This is a genomic window from Pontiella sulfatireligans (genome assembly GCF_900890705.1).
Classification (GTDB): domain Bacteria; phylum Verrucomicrobiota; class Kiritimatiellia; order Kiritimatiellales; family Pontiellaceae; genus Pontiella; species Pontiella sulfatireligans.
Map to the genome: position 1 here is coordinate 2,761,172 of NZ_CAAHFH010000001.1, position 22,107 is coordinate 2,783,278.

The following is a 22,107-nucleotide window of genomic DNA, read 5'->3' on the forward strand; positions in this document are numbered from 1 at the left end:
AGACTAGAGACACGATGGCAACCCATAACCCGGCTAGTTTCAACGGCGCCGGCGTGGCTTCGCCGGCTTTCCAGAGCTTTGTCCTCGGCCTCCGCGATCCGGATAGCGCTTCCGTACAGCTGGCTCCATTTGTTGCGGGAACCCCTTCTTGCCGCACCGCTTGCCGATGGTGGCAACGGCGAGGCGGGCGGAGGAAAAGGCGGCTTGGAGGTTGTAGCCGCCGGTCGGTCCGTCAATGTCGAGCACCTCGCCGGCAAAGTAGAGGCCGGAGCATTTTTTTGATTCCAAAGTCTGGGGGTTGATCTCTTCGAGCACCACGCCGCCGACCGTCACCATCGCTTCTTTGATGGAGCGGGTGCCCAGCGGACGGATCTCCTCCGTTTTCCCGTCCATGAGATTAATCTTCAGGACATAGTTTTTGAGATTGCGGCGCGCGGCAATGCGGCTGGCATCGGTGACGGCGGTTCCGCCGATCCCCCACTTTTCAATTTCATACACGCCGCGCGTCTCGGCGACCTTTTGGCCGGCGTCCATAACATCGACCGTTACCTTTTCATACACCTGCCCCACGCGCCCTTTCAGCACTTCGGGATCGACCTCGAAGCCGACCAGCCCCGGACGGAAGGGTTCGACGGAATGCCCGAGCTTGGCCGCCCATTCCTGCCCGTCGCCGACGGAGCCGGTTTTCGGATAGCTCACGCCGCCGGTGGCCACGAGCACATATTTTCCCTCCACCGTAAAGTTGCCGGTGGTGACGCGGAACCCGTTCTTCGTTTTTTCCAATGCCTGAACCACCGACGAGCAAGCCAGCGACACCTTGCCGTCGCGCAGCTGGTCGGTGAATAGGTTGAGCACGTCGGAGGCGCGCTCGGTATGCGGATAGACCTTGTTGCCGGTCTTGACGACCGTCTTCAGACCGTGGGAGGCAAACCAGCGTTGGAGCATCGAGGGCGTGAAGGCCCGGATCGCGGGTTCAAGGAACGGCCCGACCGGATCGCCGAGCATCTGCAGCATGCGGTCCTCGGAAATATTCGTCGTCAAATTGCAGCGCGCATTGCCGCACATCAGCAGTTTGCGCCCCGGCTTATGCTTGCGTTCAAGCACCAAGGCCTTCAACCCCAGCTCCCCCGCTGCGCATCCGGCCATCAAGCCTGCCGCGCCGCCGCCTATAATGATCAGATCGGTTTTACTCATAGACAGCCATGTTGGCAGAACCTATATTGATTGCCAACAAGGAGCCTCCATGAAATCTTCATTCAATTGCGCCATCATTGCCTCGGCCTGCATGCTTACCGGATGCAGTTCCCTGAAAGTCACCTCCAGCAGCACCCCCGGCTACGATTTTACCGCCATCAAAACCTACGAATGGGTCGAATGCCCCGAAGAAATCACGAAAGAGCACCATCTCTACATCAACGAAAACTTTAAAAAATCGTTGAACAACGAGCTGTCTGCACGCGGCCTCAAGCAGGTGCTCGACACCACCGAGGCCGAAGTACAGACGACCTACTACATTACGCTGGCAGAGCACGAAGAATATACCGGCCCCTCCTCGGCAGAAGAGTCTACGGTGACGAGCGGCTTTTCGTTCAACTCCCAAAACAAGTCGTGGAACCTCAAGGAACAGGAATCCGGCCTGAACGCCTATACCGTAGAGATCGGAACCTTGACCATGCTGCTCTACGATGCCAAAAGCGACGAACTCGTATGGGAAGGCGCCATAAAAGGAAAAATCGACCGCACCAAGCCCCTTGAAAAGCAGACCGAGCGCATTGTGCTCTACTGCCACGAGCTCATGAAACACTTTCCTGCAGCAATAAAATAGTGGCTCCCTTATTTGCACTTCCCTCATGGATGCAGCGCCGGAATCGGCGCGATGCACCGCCCGGCTCTTGGCGCCCCATACTGGAGAGCAACTTGCCCGTAGTCGGCAAGCTGACCGAAGAACACCAGCGGCAGCTGTTTAAGCACATAAAAGATTTTCTGGCGCACAAGCGGTTCGAAGGCTGCGGCGGACTGGCGGTCACCGAAGAGATCCAGGTCACCATCGCAGCGCAGGCGTGCATGCTCCTGCTTGGGCGCAAGACGCGGACCTATCCCAAACTCAAGACCATTCTCGTCTACCCGCACACCTACCAAGGCGGCCGAAAGGGCCTGTTTGGCGGCGACAACGGCGCGGACGCCCGGCTCGGCGAATCCTGGGCCGTCGGCGTAGTGGTGCTGGCCTGGGACAGCGTCCTCGGCGGCGCGCGCAATTTCGAGGACGGCCACAACGTCGCCTTCCATGAGTTTGCGCACCAGCTCGATCAGGAAGACGGAGCAACTGACGGCGCGCCGATCCTTGAAGAGCGCTCGGCCTACTCCGCCTGGGCGCGGGTCTTTAGCCATGAATACAAAGACCTCGTTGATAAAACCCGCAAAGGCCGGAAAAGCACGATGGACCGCTACGGCGCCACCAACCCCGCCGAATTTTTCGCCGTCGCCACGGAAACCTTTTTTGAAAAGCCGCAGCAACTGAAAACCAAGCATCCCGAGCTCTACGAAGAGTTGCAATACTATTACAAAGTGGATCCCATCCAATGGACATGAGCAGAAAGAAAGAAGTCTATCCCCGCTGGATCGGCATCATTTTCGGTCTATTGCTGCCGGGTTCCGCCCACTACCTTTCGGGAGCCAAAACCGCCGGCCTCGCATGGCTGGCCGTGATCACCGTCATGTCGACCGGCTCCAGCATTCTGATTCTCGTACCTTCCAGCGCGTCCATACAGGCCGGACTAGCCGGCACTTTGGTGGCCGTCGTGCTGAATTTGGTGATGATTGCAACATCGTACCGGCCGGTCAAACGACTTTCGTTCAAGGGCTGGGCGGGCGTTATAGGCTGCCTGCTGCTCTACACCCTACGCCTTGAACCGCTCCAAACCGCATCCGTTTCGGCAGACAGCATGGCGCCCACGCTGCAGGGCTTGCGCACAGAGAAAGGCGATGAACAGACGACCTATTGGGACAGGGTGGTGCGGGGACGGAGCTATCAAGAGTTCAAAACGGAGGCCACGGGCACGGTCGAAGGTCCGGCCCGGCTAGACGGCGAGAACGTCACGTTCTCCATCAGCAACGTAACACACCGCGTTCCTAGCTACGCCTTCAGCTTCACGAACATGTGGCAGCACTATGATGAGGGCGATGTACTCTGGTCGGGAACCGTCACCGCCCAAGACTATCTTGCCGTTAATCCATATGCCTATATCTTGCACCCCCCCCGCCGCGGCGATGTTATTGCGTTTCTGACAGACGGCATCGAGCATCCCGCCGTCAACCCCGGCGCAACCTACGTCAAACGAGTGGCCGGAGTTCCCGGCGACCGCATCCGCATTGAGCCCCCCAGCATCCTCATCAACGGAAAGCCGCTCGTTGAGCCGGAGATTTTCCAGCACTTCAGCTATGAGCACGCCGGACTGCTCTCCAACCCCACCAACTACATCAAGCTCGCCCAAGGCGAATATTTCGTGGTGGGCGACAACACCGGCTTCAGGGGCAGCCTCGACGGGCGCTACTTCGGGGCGATCCGCGAAGAGAGCATCGTGGGCAAGGTGAAAAGCATCTATTGGCCGCTGCCCCGCATTGGAGGAGTGGAGTAAGGCGGCTAGAGATTGAGATGCCAGTAGAGCCGGAACTCAGCTGCGAAGCAGCGTGGGACCGGCTTCCATACCGGAATTGCCGGATCTACGGGCGGACAAGCCGCCCTAAGTTCCGGCATTACCATCTACGGCATATCCCCTCTAACTGCGCCGTTCGATCTGCTTGATGAGATCGCCGAAGATAAAGTGATGGAACGGCAGGAAGATGTACCAGTAAGTACGGCCCCACAACCCCTTGGTTTTGTAATAGGCGTTGACGGAAAGTCGGTTCTTGTCGCCTGAAACCGGATCGACCCGGAACTCGAGCCAGGCATAGCCGGGCACCTTCATTTCGGCGCGAAGCAGCAGCTGCCGCCCCTGCTGGATCGCCTCCACCCGCCAAAAATCGACCACGTCGTTGATGCGCAAGGTCGAGGCGCTGCGCCGTCCGCGCGTCGTACCCACGCCCATCAGCAAGCGGTCGAGCGCCCCGCGGATGCGCCAGAGAAACGTGCTATGGAACCAGCCGTTGCGTCCGCCGATGTGGGTGATGGATTTAAACAGCGCCTCGGCAGACTGGCTCGTCACCAGCGAATAAGAGCTGGTATAGGTCGGCGGGCCGTCGATTTCGCGCAGCTTGATGGCCAATTCGTAGTCCGGCGGATAGCTGTCGGACCATCGCGTGCGGACGGCGTCCTGCTCCTCGCGCGAAATCGCCAGCACCAGCGCCTCCTTGCAGGAGATGCGGCGGAACGGGATCAGCTTTTCAATGTCGTTTTCCTGGCAAACCACGTCATGCGTCACGCTTTCCATCAGGCACCAGGTGATGGCCGCCGGCACGGGGGTCAGCAAGCTGGTGATGTAGGAATAGAAGCCAATGCTCGATACCGGTGAAGGAATGAAGAGCCTTTTTTTCCCCAGCAGCTCGGCGTGGACCTTCAGCATGGCCGCATAGGTCAGGATGTCGGATCCGCCAATATCGAACGTGCGCCCCGCTGTTTCCGGGAGTTCCAGCACGCCGACGAGCGACTTGATCACATCGCGCAGGCCGATTGGCTGGCACTTGGTCTTGGCCCAGTTCGGCACGAGAAAGAGCGGAATCCTGCGCACCAGGTGGTTGATCATTTCATACGAGGCGCTGCCCGACCCAATGATGATCGCCGCCCGCAGGATCGTGGTCGGCACCGAACCGGCCATGAACTCGTCCGCCACCTGCAGCCGGCTGGCGAGATGGGTAGAAAGGTCGGTGCGCGTGTCGCCCAGCCCGCCGAGATAGATGATGCGCTTCACGCCTTGGCGTTCGGCGGCTTTGCGGAAATTGCGTGCGGCCTGCAGGTCGAGATCCTCGAACCGCCGACGCCCGATGAGCATGGAGTGGATCAGATAATAGGCCGTGTCGATCCCTTCCAATGCCCGGGAAACCGCATCCTCCTCCAAGGCATCGGCCGCCACGACCTCGGCCTCCGGCCAGCGCTCCCCGTGTTCCGGCGAAGCGACCCGAACCATCACGCGCAAGATGTAGCCCCGCGCCAGCAGCTCGGGAACCAGTCGCCCGCCAATATAGCCGGTCGCTCCGGCAACGAGCACCGTGCCCATGCCTCCGTCAGGCGAGGTCGGCAAGTCCGTGCATATTATTTCATCGGTGCTCTGAACCATTTTCCATCCCAGTTACCCGCACTTTATCCAACCATTGGAAAAGTGCAAGCACCACAAACCCCATACAAAACACCGAGGGTTTATGGGGTATAGAAAGCTTTTAAGACTGCTCGACAAGGCGGTCGGCCTTTGCAAACTTGTGGCCTCAACGATGAACAACGAACTCCTAATAGAATTGATCGACGAAAGCATCGCCCTCGAGCTCAACGTGGCGTCGATCTACAAATTCTTTTCCGAAAGCATCACGCACGACAGCGATTTTTGGTGGCAGCTTCATCTCGAAGAAAAAAGCCATGCCACGTTATTGCGCAGTGGAAAGGAATCCTTCATCAAGCGCGGCAGGTTTCCGCGCGACATCGTCGCCGACTCCATTCGCGATCTGAAAGAAGCGAACGAAAACGCCGCAGCAATGCTTGGCCAGTTCGACGGGGCGCGGCCAGGGCGACGCGAAGCGTGCAAGGCGGCCATTGAACTTGAACAGCAAGCCGGCGAAAGCCATTTCATGAAGTTTATGGAAAAGGACGCCGAGAGCGCTTTGGAAAGCGTTTTCCAGCAGCTTAACCGCAGCGACAAGGGCCACGAGCGACGGATCAAGGAACATCTCGCCTCCCTGCCGGCCGACGCCTAGTACTAAACGTCCTAACTTGAAGGGGTCCAACAGATGATTGGGAACGAATAGCGCCCAATTTAGCAAAGGGCGCAAAGTTTAGATGGAGGGTGTTCTTCGCGACCTTCTGTTAAATTTGCTGATCGAGTGCTGAGCCCTTTTTGAAGCGCAAGGTTTGATTGACCTGCAATTTGGCGTATAACCCGCGCTTCATGTTTCTCACCAAAACCATCCGATACAACCTGCTCGCCATCTTGGCCTGCCTGCTTTGGTCGTCGTCGTTCGTAACCACCAAACATGCGCTCGACTACCAAACGCCGCTCACGCTCGCGGGCTTGCGCTTTGTTCTGGCTGGACTCATTCAAATTCCGCTGTGCGGCCACCTGCTCGCCCCCCTGCGCATGCTCCGCAAGGAATTCTTCACCGTGTTGCTCGTCAGTATTTTCCACACCATCTTTCTCTACGGCACCTTCTTCATCGGCATGACCTGGGTGGGCGGCGCCGAAGGCGCCATTATGATCGGCGTCGGCCCGCTCTCCTCCGCGCTCATGGCCCACCTGTTCATGCACGACGACAAAATGCAGCGACGCACCCTCGTCAGCATCGGCTTCGGCATGGCCGGCGTTGTGCTCATCAGCTTGGCTTCCAAACCGTGGAGCCCCGTCGGGCTGAAAGAATTTTTCGGACTCATGCTGCTGCTTAGCGGCGCCGTGGTTTCAGCTCTCGGGAACGTGGTCGTAGCCAAACGAAAAGGCGGGCTGCATCCGATCGCGCTCAACAGCGCACAAATGCTGCTCGGCGGCGTGGTGCTACTGCTCATCGCCTTTCCGTTCGAAGGCGCAGCCAACTTCGCGCTGCCGCCGGCCTTCTACGGCCAGCTCATGTGGCTCGCCGTCATTTCCGCCACGGCCTTTGCGATTTGGTTCCACCTGCTCAGCAAGATCAAGGTTTCCAAACTCAACCTCTGGAAGTTCCTGATCCCGCTCAGCGGCGCCACACTCAGCTGGTTGCTGCTCCCCGACGAATCCCCCACCCTGCCCAGCCTCGCCGGCATGGCCCTCATCGTCGCCGGCATCGTCATCGGCCAGCGCGAATCAAAATAAAGTCGCGGCTTCCAATCATTGGAAATTATGGCCATGCTATTCCCATGATTGGAAAAGCAATATTTCTGGGATGTGCAATCAGCGCGATTGCTTCGCAGGCGGTCGCTCAGGAATGGACGCCGCTCTTCAACGGACAGGATCTTTCGGGCTGGACGGTCAAATGCAAAACGGCGGATCGGAGCAAAGCGTATTGGAGCGTCGCGGACGGCGAGATCGTCGTGAACTCCATGGGAGACAAAGACCACAACTATGTCTGGCTGCAGCACGGCGGCGAATTCACCGACTTTGAGCTGCGTCTAAAATTTAAAATCTATAAAGACAGCCTCGGCAACAGCGGCATCCAAATCCGCAGCCGCTACGACGATGAAGCGGAATGGCTCGACGGGCCGCAGTTCGACATCCATCCGCCCAACCCGCTCCGTGCCGGACTGATCTACGACGAAACCCGCGACACCAAACGCTGGATCCATCCCTCGCTCGAACACGGCGACCACAACATCCTTCCCTCCATGGCCAATCCAAAGATCAAGCTGCTCTACGGCGGCGAAGGCTGGAACGAAATGGTCATCACCGCCAAAGGCACGCAACTCACATGCGTGGTCAACGGCGAGGTCGCATCGGAGTATGACGGCCATGGCGTGCTCGACGATGCCGCCCACCAAAAACACAACGTCGGCATGCAAGGCCGCATCGCCCTCCAGCTCCACAACAAAAACGAACTCAAAGCCCGCTTCAAGGATATTAAAATCCGAGAGCTCAAGCCGGAGTGAAAAAGCTCCTTAAGCTCTTTTTTCAAACCGGCAGCTGGACGCTCGCTGCCGTGCTCATAATGCATGCTGTGGTTCGCTTCACCGGATACCGCGAGCAACTCGATTGGCTCATGCACTATTCGGGAGGACTGGCCATTGCGGTGTTCATGTACTGCACCATCGCACTCAGCAAAAAATGGCTCGGCGATCTCTCAAAGATGGGTCATCTGCTGTTCGCATTTTGTGCCGGTTGCGCGGTGGCTCTGTTTTGGGACATCGGTGAATTCGCCTCCGACCAAATCTTGGGCACCCATGTGCAGGACTCGCTCCACGAAACCATGATGGATCTGGTTTACGGAGCGCTTGGCGTCTGCACCGTCATCGCCATTCAAGGCTGCCGACTGTTGCTTTCCACGCCTACAGCTCCATCACGGCGCGGGTGAGGTCTTGCAGGACGGCTTTGGCGTCGCCGAAGAGCATCAGCGAATTGTCGTTGATGAACAGCTGGTTCGGGATGCCGGCAAAGCCGGGGCTGAGGCTGCGCTTGATGACGATCACCGTCCTGGACTTATCGACCTCGAGGATTGGCATGCCGTATATCGGACTGGTCTTGTCGTCGCGCGCCGCCGGGTTGGTGACGTCGTTGGCGCCGAGCACGATCGTGACGTCGGTCTGCGAAAACTCGGGGTTAATGTTGTCCATCTCGACCAGCTTGTCGTAGGGCACTTCGGCCTCGGCGAGCAGCACGTTCATGTGGCCGGGCATACGCCCCGCGACCGGATGGATGGCAAATTTCACCTCGACACCGCGTTTTTCCAGCAAGTCGGCGAGCTCTTGGGTTACATGCTGCGCCTGGGCGACGGCTAAGCCGTAGCCGGGAGCAATGACAACCTTCTGCGCGTTTTCCAGCAGCATCGCCACCTCTTCCGCGCCGCAGCTTTTGACCTTGCCCTCGTAGAACTCTTTGCCGGGAATATTCGCCATCTGCTCGTCGCTGACCATCGCGCCGCCAAAAAGTACCGCGCCGAGCGACCGGTTCATGGCCTTGCACATAATCTTCGATAAAATAATCCCTGACGCTCCAACCAGCGATCCGCTGATGATAAGGCCGTTGTTGTTAAGCACGAAGCCGGTTGCCGCCGCCGCAAGGCCGGAGTAGGAGTTGAGCAAGGCAATTACCACGGGCATATCTGCACCGCCGATAGCGATGACCAGCAGGATGCCAAGCAACAAGGCGACCAAAGCGATGGCATACAGAACGATGCCCATTTCGGGCTTGACCACAAACCATGCGCAGAGCACCAGCAGAACCAGCCCAAGGCCGGCCCGCAATAGGCTTTGGTTTGGCAGCTGCATGGCCTTGTCCGCATACCCTTGCAGTTTGGCCCACGCCACGATACTGCCCGTGAGCGTAACGGCGCCAATAATGGCGCTCAGCAGCAACGCCACCGACCACTGCGGAGCGGCCATGCCGGCATCAGCAACCAAGGCATTGTGGTAATGCCCCGCCACCTTGGAATATTCAGAAAGCGCAACCAGCAAAGATGCCGCTCCGCCAAAGCCGTTAAAGAGCGCCACCATTTCCGGCATCTGCGTCATCTGTACGCGCTTTGCCATGATCGCACCAATAGCGGAGCCCACCACGATGCCCGCAATGATCCACGTGTAGCTCATAACCTCTTTATTGATGAGCGTCGCAATAATGGCGATGAGCATGCCCACCGCGCCCAACATATTACCGCGCGGTGCACTGCGAGGCGAGCCGAGGCCTTTTAAACCAAGAATAAACAGAATCGCAGCAATGAGATAGGCAAGGTTGATGAGCATCATGGGCCTAGTCCTTTTTCCGTTTAAACATCTGCAGCATGCGATCAGTGACCATGAACCCGCCGACAATGTTGATCATCGCCAGCACAACGGCCAGGAAACCAAGTATTGTTGCAAAAAGCGAAGTGCCTTCTGCTCCGGCGCAGAGGATGGCCCCCACTACGGCAATGCCAGAAATGGCATTCGAGCCGCTCATCAAAGGCGTGTGCAGCGTGGGCGGCACCTTGGTGATCACCTCAAAGCCCACAAAGACCGCGAGAACAAATATGGTTAGTGCGCCTATCAATGCTTCCATGGCTATGCTCCTTGTTGTTCCATCAGCGGTTTAATCATATCGTGAACCACCTGCCCGTCATGGACGAGCAGCGCGCCTTTTACAATTTCATCTTCGAGGTCGATAGCGAACTGCTCCTCCTTCACCATGTTCAGCAGGAAGGTGCTTATGTTTTTAGAAAACAGCTGCGAGGCGTGGATCGATGAACGCGAGGGATAGTCGGTGTAGCCCACAACCTTGACACCGTGCTTTTCGACGACTTCATTCGCCACGGCGCCTTCCGTATTCCCGCCCCGCTCGGCTGCAAGATCGATGATTACGGAGCCGGGCTTCATCGCCTGCAGCATTTCATCGGTGATGAGCACCGGCGCTGTCTTGCCGGGAATGGCCGCCGTGGTGATGACGACATCGACCGTCGCCACCTTGGCCTTCATCTGCTCCTGCTGCTTTTTATAAAAGTCGTCCGACTGCGCCTTGGCATAGCCGCCCTTGTCCTCGGCGTCGGCCGTTTCGAGGTCAAACTCCACAAACTTGGCGCCGACGCTCTCCACCTGCTCCTTCACCGCCGGGCGGGTGTCGTAGGCCTCCACCACCGCACCCAGCCGCTTGGCCGTCGCAATGGCCATCAGGCCGGCAACGCCCGCACCAATCACAAACACCTTGGAGGGAGTGATAGTTCCGGCGGAGGTCATCAGCATCGGAAAATATTTAGGGAGCAGATCGGCCGCTTCAATCACGGCGCGGTAGCCGGAAATCGCCGCCATCGAGCTGAGCACATCCATGCTTTGGGCGCGGGTAATGCGCGGCACAAATTCCAGTCCGAAGCCGCTGATTTTTCTATCCGCCAGCTTTTGCATCAGATCGAGCCGGAAAAAGGCATCCATCAAACAAACCAGCGCAACGCCCTCCTTCATCCGGCCGACTTCATCGGCTTCCGGCGGGCGAACTTTTAAAATGATGTCGGCAGCCGCATAGAGCTCGTCGGCATTAGGGGCCACCTTGGCGCCAGCCTTGACATAGGCCTCGTCGGCGATGAAGCAACCCGCCCCCGCACCGCTTTCAACGAGAACCTCCAAACCGGCCTTGGTGAGCGCCGGTATGGTTGCAGGAATCAGGGCCACCCGGTTTTCGCCCGGCAGGATTTCTTTCGGAACAGCAACAAGCATCGGCGCACCTCGCAATGGATTAGTGTAAGAAAGCTGATCAGCTAATACCTAATTCAACAAGCAGCGTCAAGGTTATGCGGAACGGCGTCGCTCCGCACTCCAATGCAATTTGCTACATCGCCAGCATCTCATTCATCGCCGCCGCGGCTTTACGGCCTTCGCCCTTGGCGAGGATGACGGTGGCGGCGCCGAGAACAATGTTGCCCCGCTTATTGGTTGCGAGGCCGGGCGTAGTTTGGCGGATCAGCGGATTGGAGTCGTTGCCGATGGCAACGATGACGGTGTCGACGACGCGCATCACTCCACTATTTTGGAGGGGCGCTGTTCTTGGAGCGCAACGGTTGCCGCTCCATAACGTTGCTCCAACTTTTCAAGTTGGCTGCCTACGCTACGCTCGGCTCATCGTCGCCTGCGAGGGCACGCCTCCGCTTTCTGGAACATGCCGGACTGGACACGCTAAAGCGTGGACAACATACCCGCAGAGGTGGAGAAGGCATGTAGTCCAGCCTTTAGGCTGAAGATGCTTGAGCAGGAAAACGCAACGCCCGCCGACCCACCCATGCGCTAGGAGTCAGTGCGCTGGGGGTCAGAACGCTTTTTCCAGCATGAGCTGATTGGTAATGATGATAAAAGCGTTCTGACCCTTTCGCTATGATAAAAGCGTTCTGACCCTTTCGCTACAGCGTCAAGATTTCGGAAAAACTGTAAAGCTCCGCGTCGATAAATAATCATTGGCGCATGCTGACTGCCCAAAGAGCGAAACTCTGTTTTTGTTCCCGTCAAATCGGGAGGGCTTCAGCCTTCTCCGAAAAAAGCCGAAGCCAATACGACTCCCTCAACATACTGAAGTCATATTCAACATGCAGCATTTCAGCATGCTTTCTCTCTAAAAACTCTCGTGTTAACTCCCGGTAGCCATCAACGGAGTCGAGAAAGAGAATGGGCAGGCAAGTTAGGTGATCATGGAATTGGGCTTCACGAACAACGATTGGAATAACGCCAAGATAAAGGCTGTCCCACATTCGAAGCGTGTCATATCCCCTGCCTCGCGGACACACTGCAAATTTATGATTGTTCAGTTCGTCAATGAATCGTTCATTGCTCATAGGATAGCCTGAGTGCAAACCATGCCCATCAATTTCAACGACGTTAACAAATTCTTTGTTCTTCACTGAATCCAGAACGGTCGCACGTGAGGGATGCGTTCCCAAACTAAAGTTGCAGTAGGCTAATTGCTGCTTGTCTTTTCGTGGCGCCACATCGAAATATTCCGCATTATTGCCATCCCGTCCCAAGGGATACCACTGCACTTTCGGATGGTCGACATCACAGTTCGCAGCACAAACTTTTTTTACTGAATCGGGAATCATTTCCGCATGGAGCTGAGTAAAGGTATCATCGGTAGCATTAAGCATAACAATGAACCGGTTGCTTTCAGGGACACGCGAAAGATGGCCAAAAAGCGCAGGAAGGCTATCAAGCCCAGAATCCCTGTCAATGCATCCCCAGAACAAGAATTGATGCTTAAATGTTTCCGGCTCGAGGGGTATGGTTCCAATGCCATAATCATAATAAAGCTTCCGCCGGAATCTGGTGAAGAGAGATGCTTCTAGATTGCGGTTCAGATAGGTTTCATCCCTAACACAGTTAAAAAAGAGATCTTCATCAATCCCGCCAGTATAAGTATCATCACTTGGCACACCTGGGCTTTCAATAAATTCGCGCAATGTCATCTTCACAGGAAAAGCTCCCAACTACACAATCAACTCATTCTATACGTCCAGCATCTCGTTCATCGCCGCCGCGGCTTTGCATCCTTCGCCCATGGCGAGGATGACGGTGGTGGCGCCGAGGACAATATCGCCGCCGGCATAGATTTTTCCGATGGAGGATTTCCCGCAGTCATCGACGACAATGTTGCCCCACTTGTTGGTTGCGAGGCCGGGTGTGACTTGGCGGATCAGCGGCGCTTCAAGGCGCATCAAAAATACGGCTCTTTGTATAGAATCTTATTCATATCCCCCGCTCCTACGCGTTGAAACGTTTGAGTAGGCTACTACGTTATTCGACCCGATTAACAGAAAAATGCGCACGGGAAACCTCTTCAGCGTCAAGCGCGGGGACGGTTGAGCACGAGCAGGAAAACCGCCCAGATGGCCATCATCCCAAGAGCGATCCCCAAAATGGGCCAACCGCCCCACAGTGCGAGCAATGGAATCGCGGCGCCGGTCCACAGGCCTCCGCCCATGAACGGCTCGTGCAGCAGCTGCTTGGCGGCGAACGCTTCGGCCGCTTCGGTTTCATAGTTCGGGTCCACCACGCGAAGCAGCAGCAGGCCTGTGGCCGTTACGCCCATCGACTGCCCCATCTCGGCAATGCCGCGCTCGAACCAGGCATCCTTGAAGGCGCGACGCGCGAGCACCATGATGCAAAAAACATTCCAACCGATGCCGGCGGCGATCAACACCACCAGCGGGATCCAGCCCTTGGCTACGACATCGAGCCGGATGGTGGCAATGGCGGCGACAACGAGGAAGTCGAGCGCGCAATTCTGGATGCGCATCATCAGACCGTGATCCATGTGTTCGTGCGGATCGAAGCGGTCGGCCAGCCATTGGACGGCCACGCCGCCGAGCATGCAGAGCGGAAACAGCGGAAAGCTTTTGAAGATGTCGCCACCCGAGCCGGGCAGTTTATCAGCGGCCAAAAGCAATCCCTGCTTCATCAGCCAGCCGAGCAGCACGGCCGCACCGACAAAGACGAGATGAAGCGTGAGCGATTCGATGACGTCGCTCGAAACCGTAAGCTTTCCCGCCTCCGGGCGGTGACCGTCGGGAATAATGCCGGTCAGGTCTTCGGCATCGAAGCTGGGCGCAGTCTTCTTTTCAACGTAGCCCTTGCGGACAGCCCAGTTGACGAGCGCCATGCCGACAATGATCGCGCCCATGATGCCGCCAGTGGCGCTGGCGAGGGCAAAGTCCTTCATTTCCGGATAGCCGAGCTGGTCGAAGACCGGCCCCATCCCGCCGGCGGTGCCGTGGCCACCCTCGAAGCCGACGGGCATGATGCCGGCAAACAGATCGGGCAGGTTAAAGACGGGGCCGAGCAGCAGCAAAACAAACGTGCAGCCGACGGCATACTGCCCCCATGCGACGATCTGGCCATAGGCCAGCTGTCGGCTGGAGCTTTTCCACACCTTGGAAATCGTCGGCAGGGCAGTGCCGAGAAACAGGCAGGCAAAAACAATATTGATCAGCAGGCCGGGCAGCTTGCTCCAACCGAAGGAAACCGCCTCCGGAACCGGATGCCCCGCCCCGGCGAAGACCTGGAAAACGAGGAGTCCGAGCAGGCCGGCTATCACACTGGCGGGGAGGTAGAGGCGCTGCAGAAAAACCAGTTTCCGGCGAACCCAATAGCCCAGCCCCAGCAAAACGCACAAGCATCCGAATGAAAGCATCTCCACCGTCCTCGTTCTCGTTCTTCGTCCTCGTCCTCGACCGTCTTCTTCGAGGACGAGCACGAGGGACGATTGGTTTTAGAACATCACGTTCAAGCGGGCCGAACCCATGTGTTCCGTATACTTGTCGCTGAAACTCCCGTCATAGCCGATGCCGACTTCGAGATAGTCGGTGCAGATCCAGCCGAGTCCGATGCCGGTATTGAACAGGTCTTCATCCGGCGTGATGCTGGCCGTCCGCAAACGTGCGTTTCCGTCGGACAGGGTGGCATGCACGTCTTCGTTGAGGAAGTCGTGCGTCCATTCCGCATAGCCGACGGTTTGGAAGCGGCCGTAGCGGGTGTCGAAGCGGTGGCGCAGCTTCAAGCCGAGGGCGGATTCGAGCGTGGTCATATCGATGCTGCCCACGTCCAGATGGTTGCCGTACTGCTCGCGCTCTGTGTGGCTGTCGGCCTTGGTGTAGAGATACCGCAGGCCGACATACGGCGCCAGCGCAAAGGCTTTGTGCTGGAAATAGTTCCCCACATCGACGTGGCCGCCAAAGTTGCGGCCGCTGTATTTCGCATGCCCGAGATAGTTGTCGGCGTAGCGGCGCGTTTCATAGTCGCTCCAGCCGATGCTTGCGAGCGCATCCACGAAGAGCCCCTGCTCACCGATCCACTCGGCATAGGCCGTCAGCCAATAGGTTTCCGAGTCGGCATCGTCTCCATTGTCCGCCTTGCCGTCGGAACGGGCATAGGTGTAGCTGACGCCCACCACAAGCGCATCACCAAAGATACGGTCGAGGCCGAAGGTGTTGCCGTTGTGGTTGAGGTCGAAGCTGTCGGACCGCCCGTCGCGGTCATAGCGGCCCTGTCCGGAGAACATCTCCGCCCAGAAATGCATGCCGAAGATGGTGTTGTTATCTCCAGGGCCCATCGCGCCGGCCGGGGCGTTGGTGTTGCTCAGCAAATAGGCCTCGTTCGGGATGGCGTGGGTGGTGGCCACCAGATTCCGGCGCAGCTGGCGAGAGCGGGAGAACACCGCGTTCTCGATTCCGCTGAATCCGCCGCGGACACCGCGCAGCGCGGCATAGTTGGCCGCCACGCTGACCTGCCCGTTGACCGCCTTGGACGCAACTACGGAAATGTTTGTGCCAGCCGAATAGTCGAAAGAGAAATCGTAAAGCAGATAGTGTTCATCGACGGCCACGTTGTCGGCGGCAATTTCGTTCTGCACGCCGCCCTCGGCAATCAGGATCGGCGCATTGAGCGTGGACGGATTCAGCCCGTCGGCGACAGCGACCTCCGCCCCCATGGAGGAGACGTCCAAACTGTTGCCCACATAGAGGAGGTCCTCGCCGGCCTGCACGGCAAGCACGGCACCGTCGGCGGCAAAGTCGCCTTGAACCTTAAGCGTGCCCGTCGGCTCGATCCGACCGCCGGACATGTTGACGTCCTGGAATACATCCAAGGTGCCGGAGCCGCCCAGGACGCTGCCGATCAGGTCGAGCGTTTCAAAACCGGCAAACCGGTTTGACAGGCTGCCCGAAACCAACAGCTCGGCGCCGTTGACCTCGACCACGTCGCCCAGTCCGCCGGCTCCATCGAACAAAACGTCGGAGGAAAGTTCATTGCCGGTGCCATAAAACGCCAGTCGGTTATCCGAGTCGTTAAACTCAATGGTTCCGGCTCCGGCAACGGAGGCGCTATGCACCTCCATGTTGCCGGCCACGGAAACGGTGCCGCTCGAGGCCAGCGTCAGTGTGTTGTCGGCATTCAGGATCAGGTCTTGCGCCACGTCCACCCGGCCTTGATCGCTGACGGATACAACGTTGCTGACGGAGCCCGCCTCGCCAATCTCTAAATCGCCGGCCACGGACCAAACCGATCCCGTGCCGCCTACTGAAAATGAGTTGTTGAGGTCGCCGGACGACTGGCCGATAACGGCCGACTCGCTCTGTACGCCGCCGCCATCGACAACGGACACGGAGTTGCCGATTCCTGTAATGGAAAAGAGGTTGGTCGAAGTGGTGTCCCAGCTTCCCGAGCCGCCGATCGTCAGCGAACGGTTGGTGCCGCCGAACGTATCGATTCCGGTCAGCGCGCCGTCCACCGCCAACGCCCCGCCGTTGTTCCAAATAAATCCGACTTGGCCGGCATCAAAACCTGAGCCGATATCCAACGTGCCGCTCAGTGCAAACTCGCCGGTGTCGGCAATGATCAGCTCCTCGGCGGAAACCGTTCCGCCGCTGGCCACCGCCACGCGCCCAGTGAGTCCGCTGTCCGCTCCAACATACATGGTTTGTTCCACCGTCACTTTTGCGTTGGCGCCCACCACCAGCTCCGCGCCGTTGGTCGAACCCACCGCCAAGCCGCCGGTCGCTCCCGCCAGATCGCCAGCATCGACTTCGCCGACGTATACCCAGCCGTTGGTCTGCACCGTGAGGCGGTTGCCGCTTCCGGCGTTAACAAGGTTGGAGCTGGAGTTCATCCACTGGCCGACATACAGTCCGCCGCCGTTGTTGCGCCAAGTGGAGCCGTCGTCCACGAGTACGGAGTTGTTGCCGGAGCCAGAGCCCCAACCGATATAGCCGTCGGCGCTTTCAACCAACGCGCCCGCAATGATGGCCAAGTCGCTGTCGTCGGTGTTGTTGTAGCCGACAATTAAATTCGTGCCGCCGTTGAGCCACTGGCCGCCGTTCAGCGTCAGATCGCGCTGTCCGCCCAAATAGGTTGAATCGCCCACCGGCAGGTTGGTGACCACGGCCATGTTTTCCAGCAAGCCGCCAATCAAAAGATGGGACGTGCTGTTCCAAACCACATTGCTCTGGAGCTTGCGGTCGAACCCGCTGGCCAAAGCCAACGTACCGCTGTTGTTGATGTTAAATTTGCTGCCCGCTTCAACCACCAGGTCTTCCGCATACACCATACCGCCGCTACCTACTGAAACACTGTTGTTTGATCCACTGGCGGAACCGACATAAAGCAATGCGCTGTTGCTCCAAGACGAGCCGCTGCCCGTCAGCGAAACGCTGTTGCCGTTCGATGCGCGGCCAACGTATCCGGTTGTGCTTGATACCGCCCCGCCGCTCTCCACCGTCAGCGTGTTGCCCGCCCCGGCATCACCCACGATCAAGTCGCCGGAATTGGCCCAAGTGCCACCCTTAACAAGCACGGTGTTGTTTGACGAGCTCGCATTTGCACCCACCACGCCATTGACGCTTTCCACCGTACCGGCATCCTTGATTTCAAGGCTGTTCCCTGCGCCGCGGTTGCCGACATAAAGGTTGCCGTTGTTTTTCCAAAGGGAGTTGGCGCCGCTCACCAGCACCGAGTTCTTCGTGGCGGAGGCTTCATCACCGATGATGCCGTCCATGCTCTCAACCTTGCCGCTGTTGACGATCGACAGGCTGTTTTCCGAACCCTGCAAACCTATGGTCAGGTTGCCGCTGTTGCTCCACTGCGAGCCATCGCCATCAACCAACACCGCGTTGCTCCAATCGTTCGAAGCCGATCCGACAACGCCATTGACGCTGCTGGCCGTTGCGCCGTCGAGCAGCTTGAAGGTGGTGTTGCTGCCATCCACCAGAATATCGTCGCCGCGGTTCCAAGAACTCGCAGCGCCGTCGAGCGAAAGCGTTTTGTCCGCTCCGTCCAAAGCGGCATTGAGCGTCAATTCGCCCTTCACGGCCACATCAGCGCCATCATTCCAATTGAAGCCAGCCTGTCCGGCATCGAATGCGCCGTTGACGGTTAGCGAGCCGTCGAGTTCGAGCGTTCCGGCCGGATCGACGTAAACGCCGTCGGCCACAACGCTGGCGGTTTCACCCACCACCATTTCGGAGCCGTCGGCCACGGCCACGCCGCCGCTGTGCACACCCACCAGGTTGGTAGCGCCAGCCCCAACAAATACCCAGGCATTGTTTGAAACCGTCAGCGAGTTGCCGCCTCCAGTATTCACGCCCACGTAGACATTGTCATTGGTCCAGGCCGAACCACCAGATACGAGCACCGAGTTGTTGGCGGCCGTTGCGCCCAAGCCAATGTAGGCATCGGCATTCGATGCGCTGCCGCCGTTGGTAATCGCCAACGAGTTGTTCGAGTCGCCATAGCCGACGATCAGGTTGGTGGCGATCGTGTGCGATCCTCCATCCAAAACCAGCGCCTTTGAACCATCCAGGAATGCGCCAGCGCTATTGGTGGCCAGGCCCGTCAAAGCACCACCCACGGACAACGTGCTGCCCGAGTTCCAGTTGAAGCCGTTCGTCGAGGCGTCGAACGCGCCGCTCATAGCCAAGGTTCCGCCGTCGTTTAAGTTGAATTCATTTTCGTCGCCATAAATGGCCAACGTATTGGCCTCGATTCGGCCGCCGTCCGAGACGCTGACGCTGTTGCCGGAGTTGGTGCCCACAGCGGCTCCAATGGCCAGCGAATCCGTGATCCAATTCGCATCGACGCCGGAAACCGCAACGCTATTGCTATTGGCCGACGAGCCCTGCCCCACCATTGCAGATGGGCTGTAAACCTGCGCCCCATCGGTGATTTCCATCGAGTTGCCGGAGCCGATTGCTCCAAGGTCCAGCGAGGTCGCCGTCAGCGTCGCATTGCTTCCGTACGCCGCAAGCGTATTTCCGTCCGCACCTAAAGCGCTGCCCACCACCACACTGTCCGCCGTAACTTCGGCACCGTAGCCGACGTAGAATGCATTGCCGTCGCCTAGGCCGCCAACCGTCAATGTTGAAACGGTCAGCTCTGAATCCATGCCCGAGACCAGTACGGTGTTGTTCGATGCATTGGCGCCCGCGCCGATCACAGCATCCGTTGCAGCAACGGAGCCGCCGTTCACCACGCTTAGAACGTTGTCAGCACCGGAATCACCAACGGCGAGATTCGCGCCCGGCGCCCATTGGCCGCCGTTTATCGCAAGCAGGCGATTGGCTCCGTCCACTGCGGTAATCCCCGTCAGTTCGCCGCCGGTGATCGCCAACCGGCCGCCGCTGTTCCAGTTCAGATTGGATTGCGACGCCACATCGAAGTCGCCGGTGATTTCCAGCGCGCCGCTGTTGCCCAGGTTGAAATCGTTGCCCTCATGAATGACGAGCTCGCCGGCCGAGACGGTGCCACCGGAATAGACATCAACGCTGTTGCTGACGTTGCCCGCCGCTCCGATCTGCAACGTGCCCGTATTCACCCACAGTGCGTCGTCGCCGGCCACGGCAACGTTGTTGCTTGAAGCGCCGGCCAGCGCGCCGACGTAGCCGTTGACGTTGGAGGCCACGGCACCGGAATACACTCTAAAAAGGTTTGAGAGGCCGGCATTGCCCACATAAAGATCGCCGGTGCTGAGCCATTCTGCGTCATATCCTTCCACCCGCAGCAGGTTGTTCTCGGCATCAGGTCCGTTGCCAATATACGTATTGCTGTTGGTGACGCTGCCCACGGGGAAGACCCCCATTGTATTGTCGGACGTCGTGTCGCCGACCCAAATATTAGAGCCGGACGCGTCCCACGCCGAATCAACCACCTGGTTCGTACCGTTCTCGAGCACGTTTGTATATTGGCCAAAGGCGACTGCCCCGAAAACCAGCGTAGCCGCCAGCACAGAAAAAAAGCGTTTCATTCCATCCACTCCCGTTTCCAATCATTGGAAAATTAAGTCGATGAACATACCGAAACGAAGGGCCGTCCGCAAAGGGTATAACGCCGGAATCTCGCGGAGAAGAACCGGCTCAGCGACGGAGGGGAATAAACAGTAAATCCAGCTTTTTGGTCCCGTTTTCCGGATCTTTTTCATAGCGGAACAGCCGCCAGAAAACCGAACATTTGTAATATCCGTTTTTATAGGAATCGACGGTAATGGCCGGAAAAACATCGGTGCTGGCGTCGCCATTCAGGTTTTCGTGGTGATACAGACGCCAGAGCACCCGGCGGCGGACATAGGCCGACTCCTCCTCGCCGGTCTGTTTTTCGTGACGCGCATCAAAGAGAAATCCAAGGTAAGAGGAGGTTTCCTCGCTGGAGCCCAGCTTGAAGTCTTCTTTGAGCGTATGCTTCCACAGCGGAAAGACGCCGCCCCTCGTCTCGTGCCGGATCAGCTCCTCCTGCCCGCCCGGCTTCGCCGCATCATAGCTCCGGTCTTCGCGACTCGATGCCAGCAGCAGGTAGCGGCTTTCCTTGAGTTCAAACGCCAAGCGGGAAGCCTCTTCGGCCACCGCATACCGTTCGTTTCGACGCTGGCTATAGAGCGGCCAAAACCGGCGCTGTTTTCGGTACGAAGCAAGCAGATCCGAATTCCACTGCTGTTTGACATCATAGTTCCAGCTCTCGCTATTGCGCCCGAGCAGCAGATAGGTAAACGTCTTCGATTCGCGACTCAAACGCTTGGCGGCCACATTTGCACCGAAGGATCGGTAGCGCTTGCTCCGGTCAGAGTCGTACAACGGAAAAACCCAGCTCCCCGATTGATCGCCGATGCGGCGACCGACTAAAGGCGTCAGGAAATATTCCGTCTTGCGGTCGCGGCCATAGAGCGCGGTATAGAAACTGGAATCCTTTTCCCACCAATACACCGGAAAGACACGCGACTTGCGCACCGTGTCCTGTTCTTTTTCCCAAGTCACCAAACCGGCCGCGCAGACCGCGCGCGACGAGTCCGCATCGGACCGGCCGCCGCTCAGCAGCGGCAGCGCCAGCCACCGGTGCTCGTCGCCCATGCGCCATGCGCCGCCGAGCGGGGTCATGAAATGCGCATCCTTAGTTTGGTCGAAATACACAAATGGAATGAAGCACTTCCAAGCCAGAGCACCATCGACCTGCCGTTTCTGCGCATAAAGCGGCGTTATCACAACCGAACCGTCTTCGGAACGGCTGTTGTAATAGAACGGGAACGACGCCGACCAGCCGGAGCCGTCCGCTTTTAAAACCGACCACCAAGGCAGGCTGTAAAACACAGCAGACTGGCCTTTCCTCTGGCGGTACCACAGCGGCAGAACCATTTGGCCCCCGCCCGCTGAATTTTCGTAGAAATGGATTAACGGCCACGCCCAGAAGCGGTCGTATCCGCCGGGAGAATCCTTCGCGCCATACAAAGGCCACAGGCGCCAGCCCCGGCACGTGCGTTCGTTGTAGTTTGCATAGAACGGCCACAGGACATGCAGGGTCGAACCCGTCGTTTTATTGTTCCAAATCCAGAGCGGAAACAGCGCGTTGCGGCCGGTGCCGGAAAACGGGTCACCCTTGTGCCAATACAGTGGCCAGACATTGAAATATTCATCGCCCCAGTAGACCGGAAAGATCCTGTTCTTCTGCTTCCCCGGATCAAAGCGCGCCACCGGCCACAGCACGTTGCGGACCGGCGTATCGTCCTCTCGGCCATAAACGGAATAGAACGGGCGAACCGCCAAGTGGTCGGGGCTGAACTCCATTAAAGGCCACAGCACCGACAAGGCCGGATCGCGATAATACAAGAGCGGCCACACGTTGACCCGATCCGCCGCCGGCCCCTCGCGTTCAGCATACTCCCCCGTATAAAAAGGAGTCCCCTTCATCGAAGTTGTGGAACAGCCGGTCAACAGCGTCAATCCAGCCAACCCAAGAAACATCCATCTACTCATGCTTCCCCCTTGCCGGCCGGCTAGTACTTCGTTAGCAAATATTTATCCTGTTCAACGCTC

At 58.1% G+C, this 22,107-nt stretch carries 16 protein-coding genes and 2 pseudogenes; 7 read left to right on the forward strand and 11 right to left on the reverse strand.

What is annotated here, in order from left to right:
• Positions 1 to 39: 39 nt before the first annotated feature.
• Entirely contained in the window at positions 40 to 1,194 is a 1,155-nt protein-coding gene (locus tag SCARR_RS09290) for an aminoacetone oxidase family FAD-binding enzyme (protein ID WP_136061313.1), read from the reverse strand.
• A gap of 49 nt (positions 1,195 to 1,243) precedes the next feature.
• Here SCARR_RS09290 and SCARR_RS09295 point away from each other — a divergent pair, with 49 nt between their 5' ends.
• From SCARR_RS09295 to lepB, 3 genes are read left to right on the forward strand one after another with little or no spacing between them, the layout of a single operon-like run.
• On the forward strand, positions 1,244 to 1,825 hold the full coding sequence (locus SCARR_RS09295) for a DUF4136 domain-containing protein (RefSeq protein ID WP_168433168.1): 582 nt from the start codon (positions 1,244 to 1,246) through the stop codon (positions 1,823 to 1,825).
• Positions 1,825 to 2,589: a M90 family metallopeptidase gene (locus tag SCARR_RS09300; RefSeq protein WP_222846239.1), complete on the forward strand. Its 765-nt coding sequence runs from the start codon at positions 1,825 to 1,827 to the stop codon at positions 2,587 to 2,589. Before SCARR_RS09295 ends, SCARR_RS09300 begins: the two co-directional genes overlap by 1 nt.
• On the forward strand, positions 2,580 to 3,635 hold the full coding sequence (gene lepB / locus SCARR_RS09305; protein ID WP_136061315.1) for a signal peptidase I: 1,056 nt from the start codon (positions 2,580 to 2,582) through the stop codon (positions 3,633 to 3,635). Before SCARR_RS09300 ends, lepB begins: the two co-directional genes overlap by 10 nt.
• A 141-nt stretch (positions 3,636 to 3,776) precedes the next feature.
• On the opposite strand, the gene SCARR_RS09310 is transcribed toward lepB, so the two are convergent.
• Positions 3,777 to 5,270, reverse strand: a complete 1,494-nt coding sequence (locus tag SCARR_RS09310; protein ID WP_136061316.1) for an SDR family oxidoreductase — start codon at positions 5,268 to 5,270, stop codon at positions 3,777 to 3,779.
• An 82-nt stretch (positions 5,271 to 5,352) separates the two neighbouring features.
• Between SCARR_RS09310 and SCARR_RS09315 the strand changes: the two genes are divergently transcribed.
• The 4 genes from SCARR_RS09315 to SCARR_RS09330 all read left to right on the forward strand — a co-directional run bounded on the left by SCARR_RS09315 (position 5,353) and on the right by SCARR_RS09330 (position 8,172).
• Positions 5,353 to 5,898, forward strand: a complete 546-nt coding sequence (locus tag SCARR_RS09315) for a rubrerythrin family protein (protein WP_136061317.1) — start codon at positions 5,353 to 5,355, stop codon at positions 5,896 to 5,898.
• 191 nt (positions 5,899 to 6,089) lie between these two features.
• Entirely contained in the window at positions 6,090 to 6,980 is an 891-nt protein-coding gene (locus SCARR_RS09320; protein ID WP_168433169.1) for a DMT family transporter, read from the forward strand.
• A 44-nt stretch (positions 6,981 to 7,024) separates the two neighbouring features.
• Positions 7,025 to 7,750 carry a 3-keto-disaccharide hydrolase gene (locus tag SCARR_RS09325; RefSeq protein WP_136061319.1) on the forward strand — a complete coding sequence of 242 codons (726 nt, stop codon included), beginning with the start codon at positions 7,025 to 7,027 and terminating at the stop codon, positions 7,748 to 7,750.
• The gene (locus tag SCARR_RS09330) at positions 7,747 to 8,172 is read left to right on the forward strand and encodes a hypothetical protein (RefSeq protein WP_136061320.1); all 426 of its coding nucleotides are present in this window, start codon (positions 7,747 to 7,749) and stop codon (positions 8,170 to 8,172) included. The genes SCARR_RS09325 and SCARR_RS09330 overlap by 4 nt, the downstream gene beginning before the upstream one ends.
• On the opposite strand, the gene SCARR_RS09335 is transcribed toward SCARR_RS09330, so the two are convergent.
• The 9 genes and pseudogenes from SCARR_RS09335 to SCARR_RS09375 form a co-directional block, all read right to left on the reverse strand.
• Entirely contained in the window at positions 8,147 to 9,559 is a 1,413-nt protein-coding gene (locus SCARR_RS09335) for an NAD(P)(+) transhydrogenase (Re/Si-specific) subunit beta (RefSeq protein WP_136061321.1), read from the reverse strand. The two genes, SCARR_RS09330 and SCARR_RS09335, sit on opposite strands and share 26 nt — an antisense overlap.
• Positions 9,560 to 9,563: 4 nt before the next feature.
• Positions 9,564 to 9,851 (reverse strand): NAD(P) transhydrogenase subunit alpha, encoded by a 288-nt coding sequence (locus tag SCARR_RS09340; RefSeq protein ID WP_136061322.1) that lies wholly within the window; start codon positions 9,849 to 9,851, stop codon positions 9,564 to 9,566.
• A 2-nt stretch (positions 9,852 to 9,853) separates the two neighbouring features.
• Entirely contained in the window at positions 9,854 to 10,996 is a 1,143-nt protein-coding gene (locus tag SCARR_RS09345; RefSeq protein WP_136061323.1) for a Re/Si-specific NAD(P)(+) transhydrogenase subunit alpha, read from the reverse strand.
• 112 nt (positions 10,997 to 11,108) lie between these two features.
• Positions 11,109 to 11,285, reverse strand: a pseudogene (locus SCARR_RS09350) (dihydropyrimidine dehydrogenase); the annotation flags it as partial.
• Positions 11,286 to 11,775: 490 nt separating this feature from the next.
• Entirely contained in the window at positions 11,776 to 12,735 is a 960-nt protein-coding gene (locus SCARR_RS09355; RefSeq protein WP_136061324.1) for an exostosin family protein, read from the reverse strand.
• 33 nt (positions 12,736 to 12,768) lie between these two features.
• Positions 12,769 to 12,963, reverse strand: a pseudogene (locus tag SCARR_RS09360) (dihydropyrimidine dehydrogenase); the annotation flags it as partial.
• 143 nt (positions 12,964 to 13,106) lie between these two features.
• Complete coding sequence (locus SCARR_RS09365) at positions 13,107 to 14,453, reverse strand: sodium/glutamate symporter (RefSeq protein ID WP_136061326.1); 1,347 nt, start codon at positions 14,451 to 14,453, stop codon at positions 13,107 to 13,109.
• 78 nt (positions 14,454 to 14,531) lie between these two features.
• Positions 14,532 to 20,054: an autotransporter domain-containing protein gene (locus SCARR_RS09370; protein WP_136061327.1), complete on the reverse strand. Its 5,523-nt coding sequence runs from the start codon at positions 20,052 to 20,054 to the stop codon at positions 14,532 to 14,534.
• A gap of 109 nt (positions 20,055 to 20,163) precedes the next feature.
• Complete coding sequence (locus SCARR_RS09375) at positions 20,164 to 22,047, reverse strand: hypothetical protein (protein WP_136061328.1); 1,884 nt, start codon at positions 22,045 to 22,047, stop codon at positions 20,164 to 20,166.
• Positions 22,048 to 22,107 lie beyond the last annotated feature (60 nt).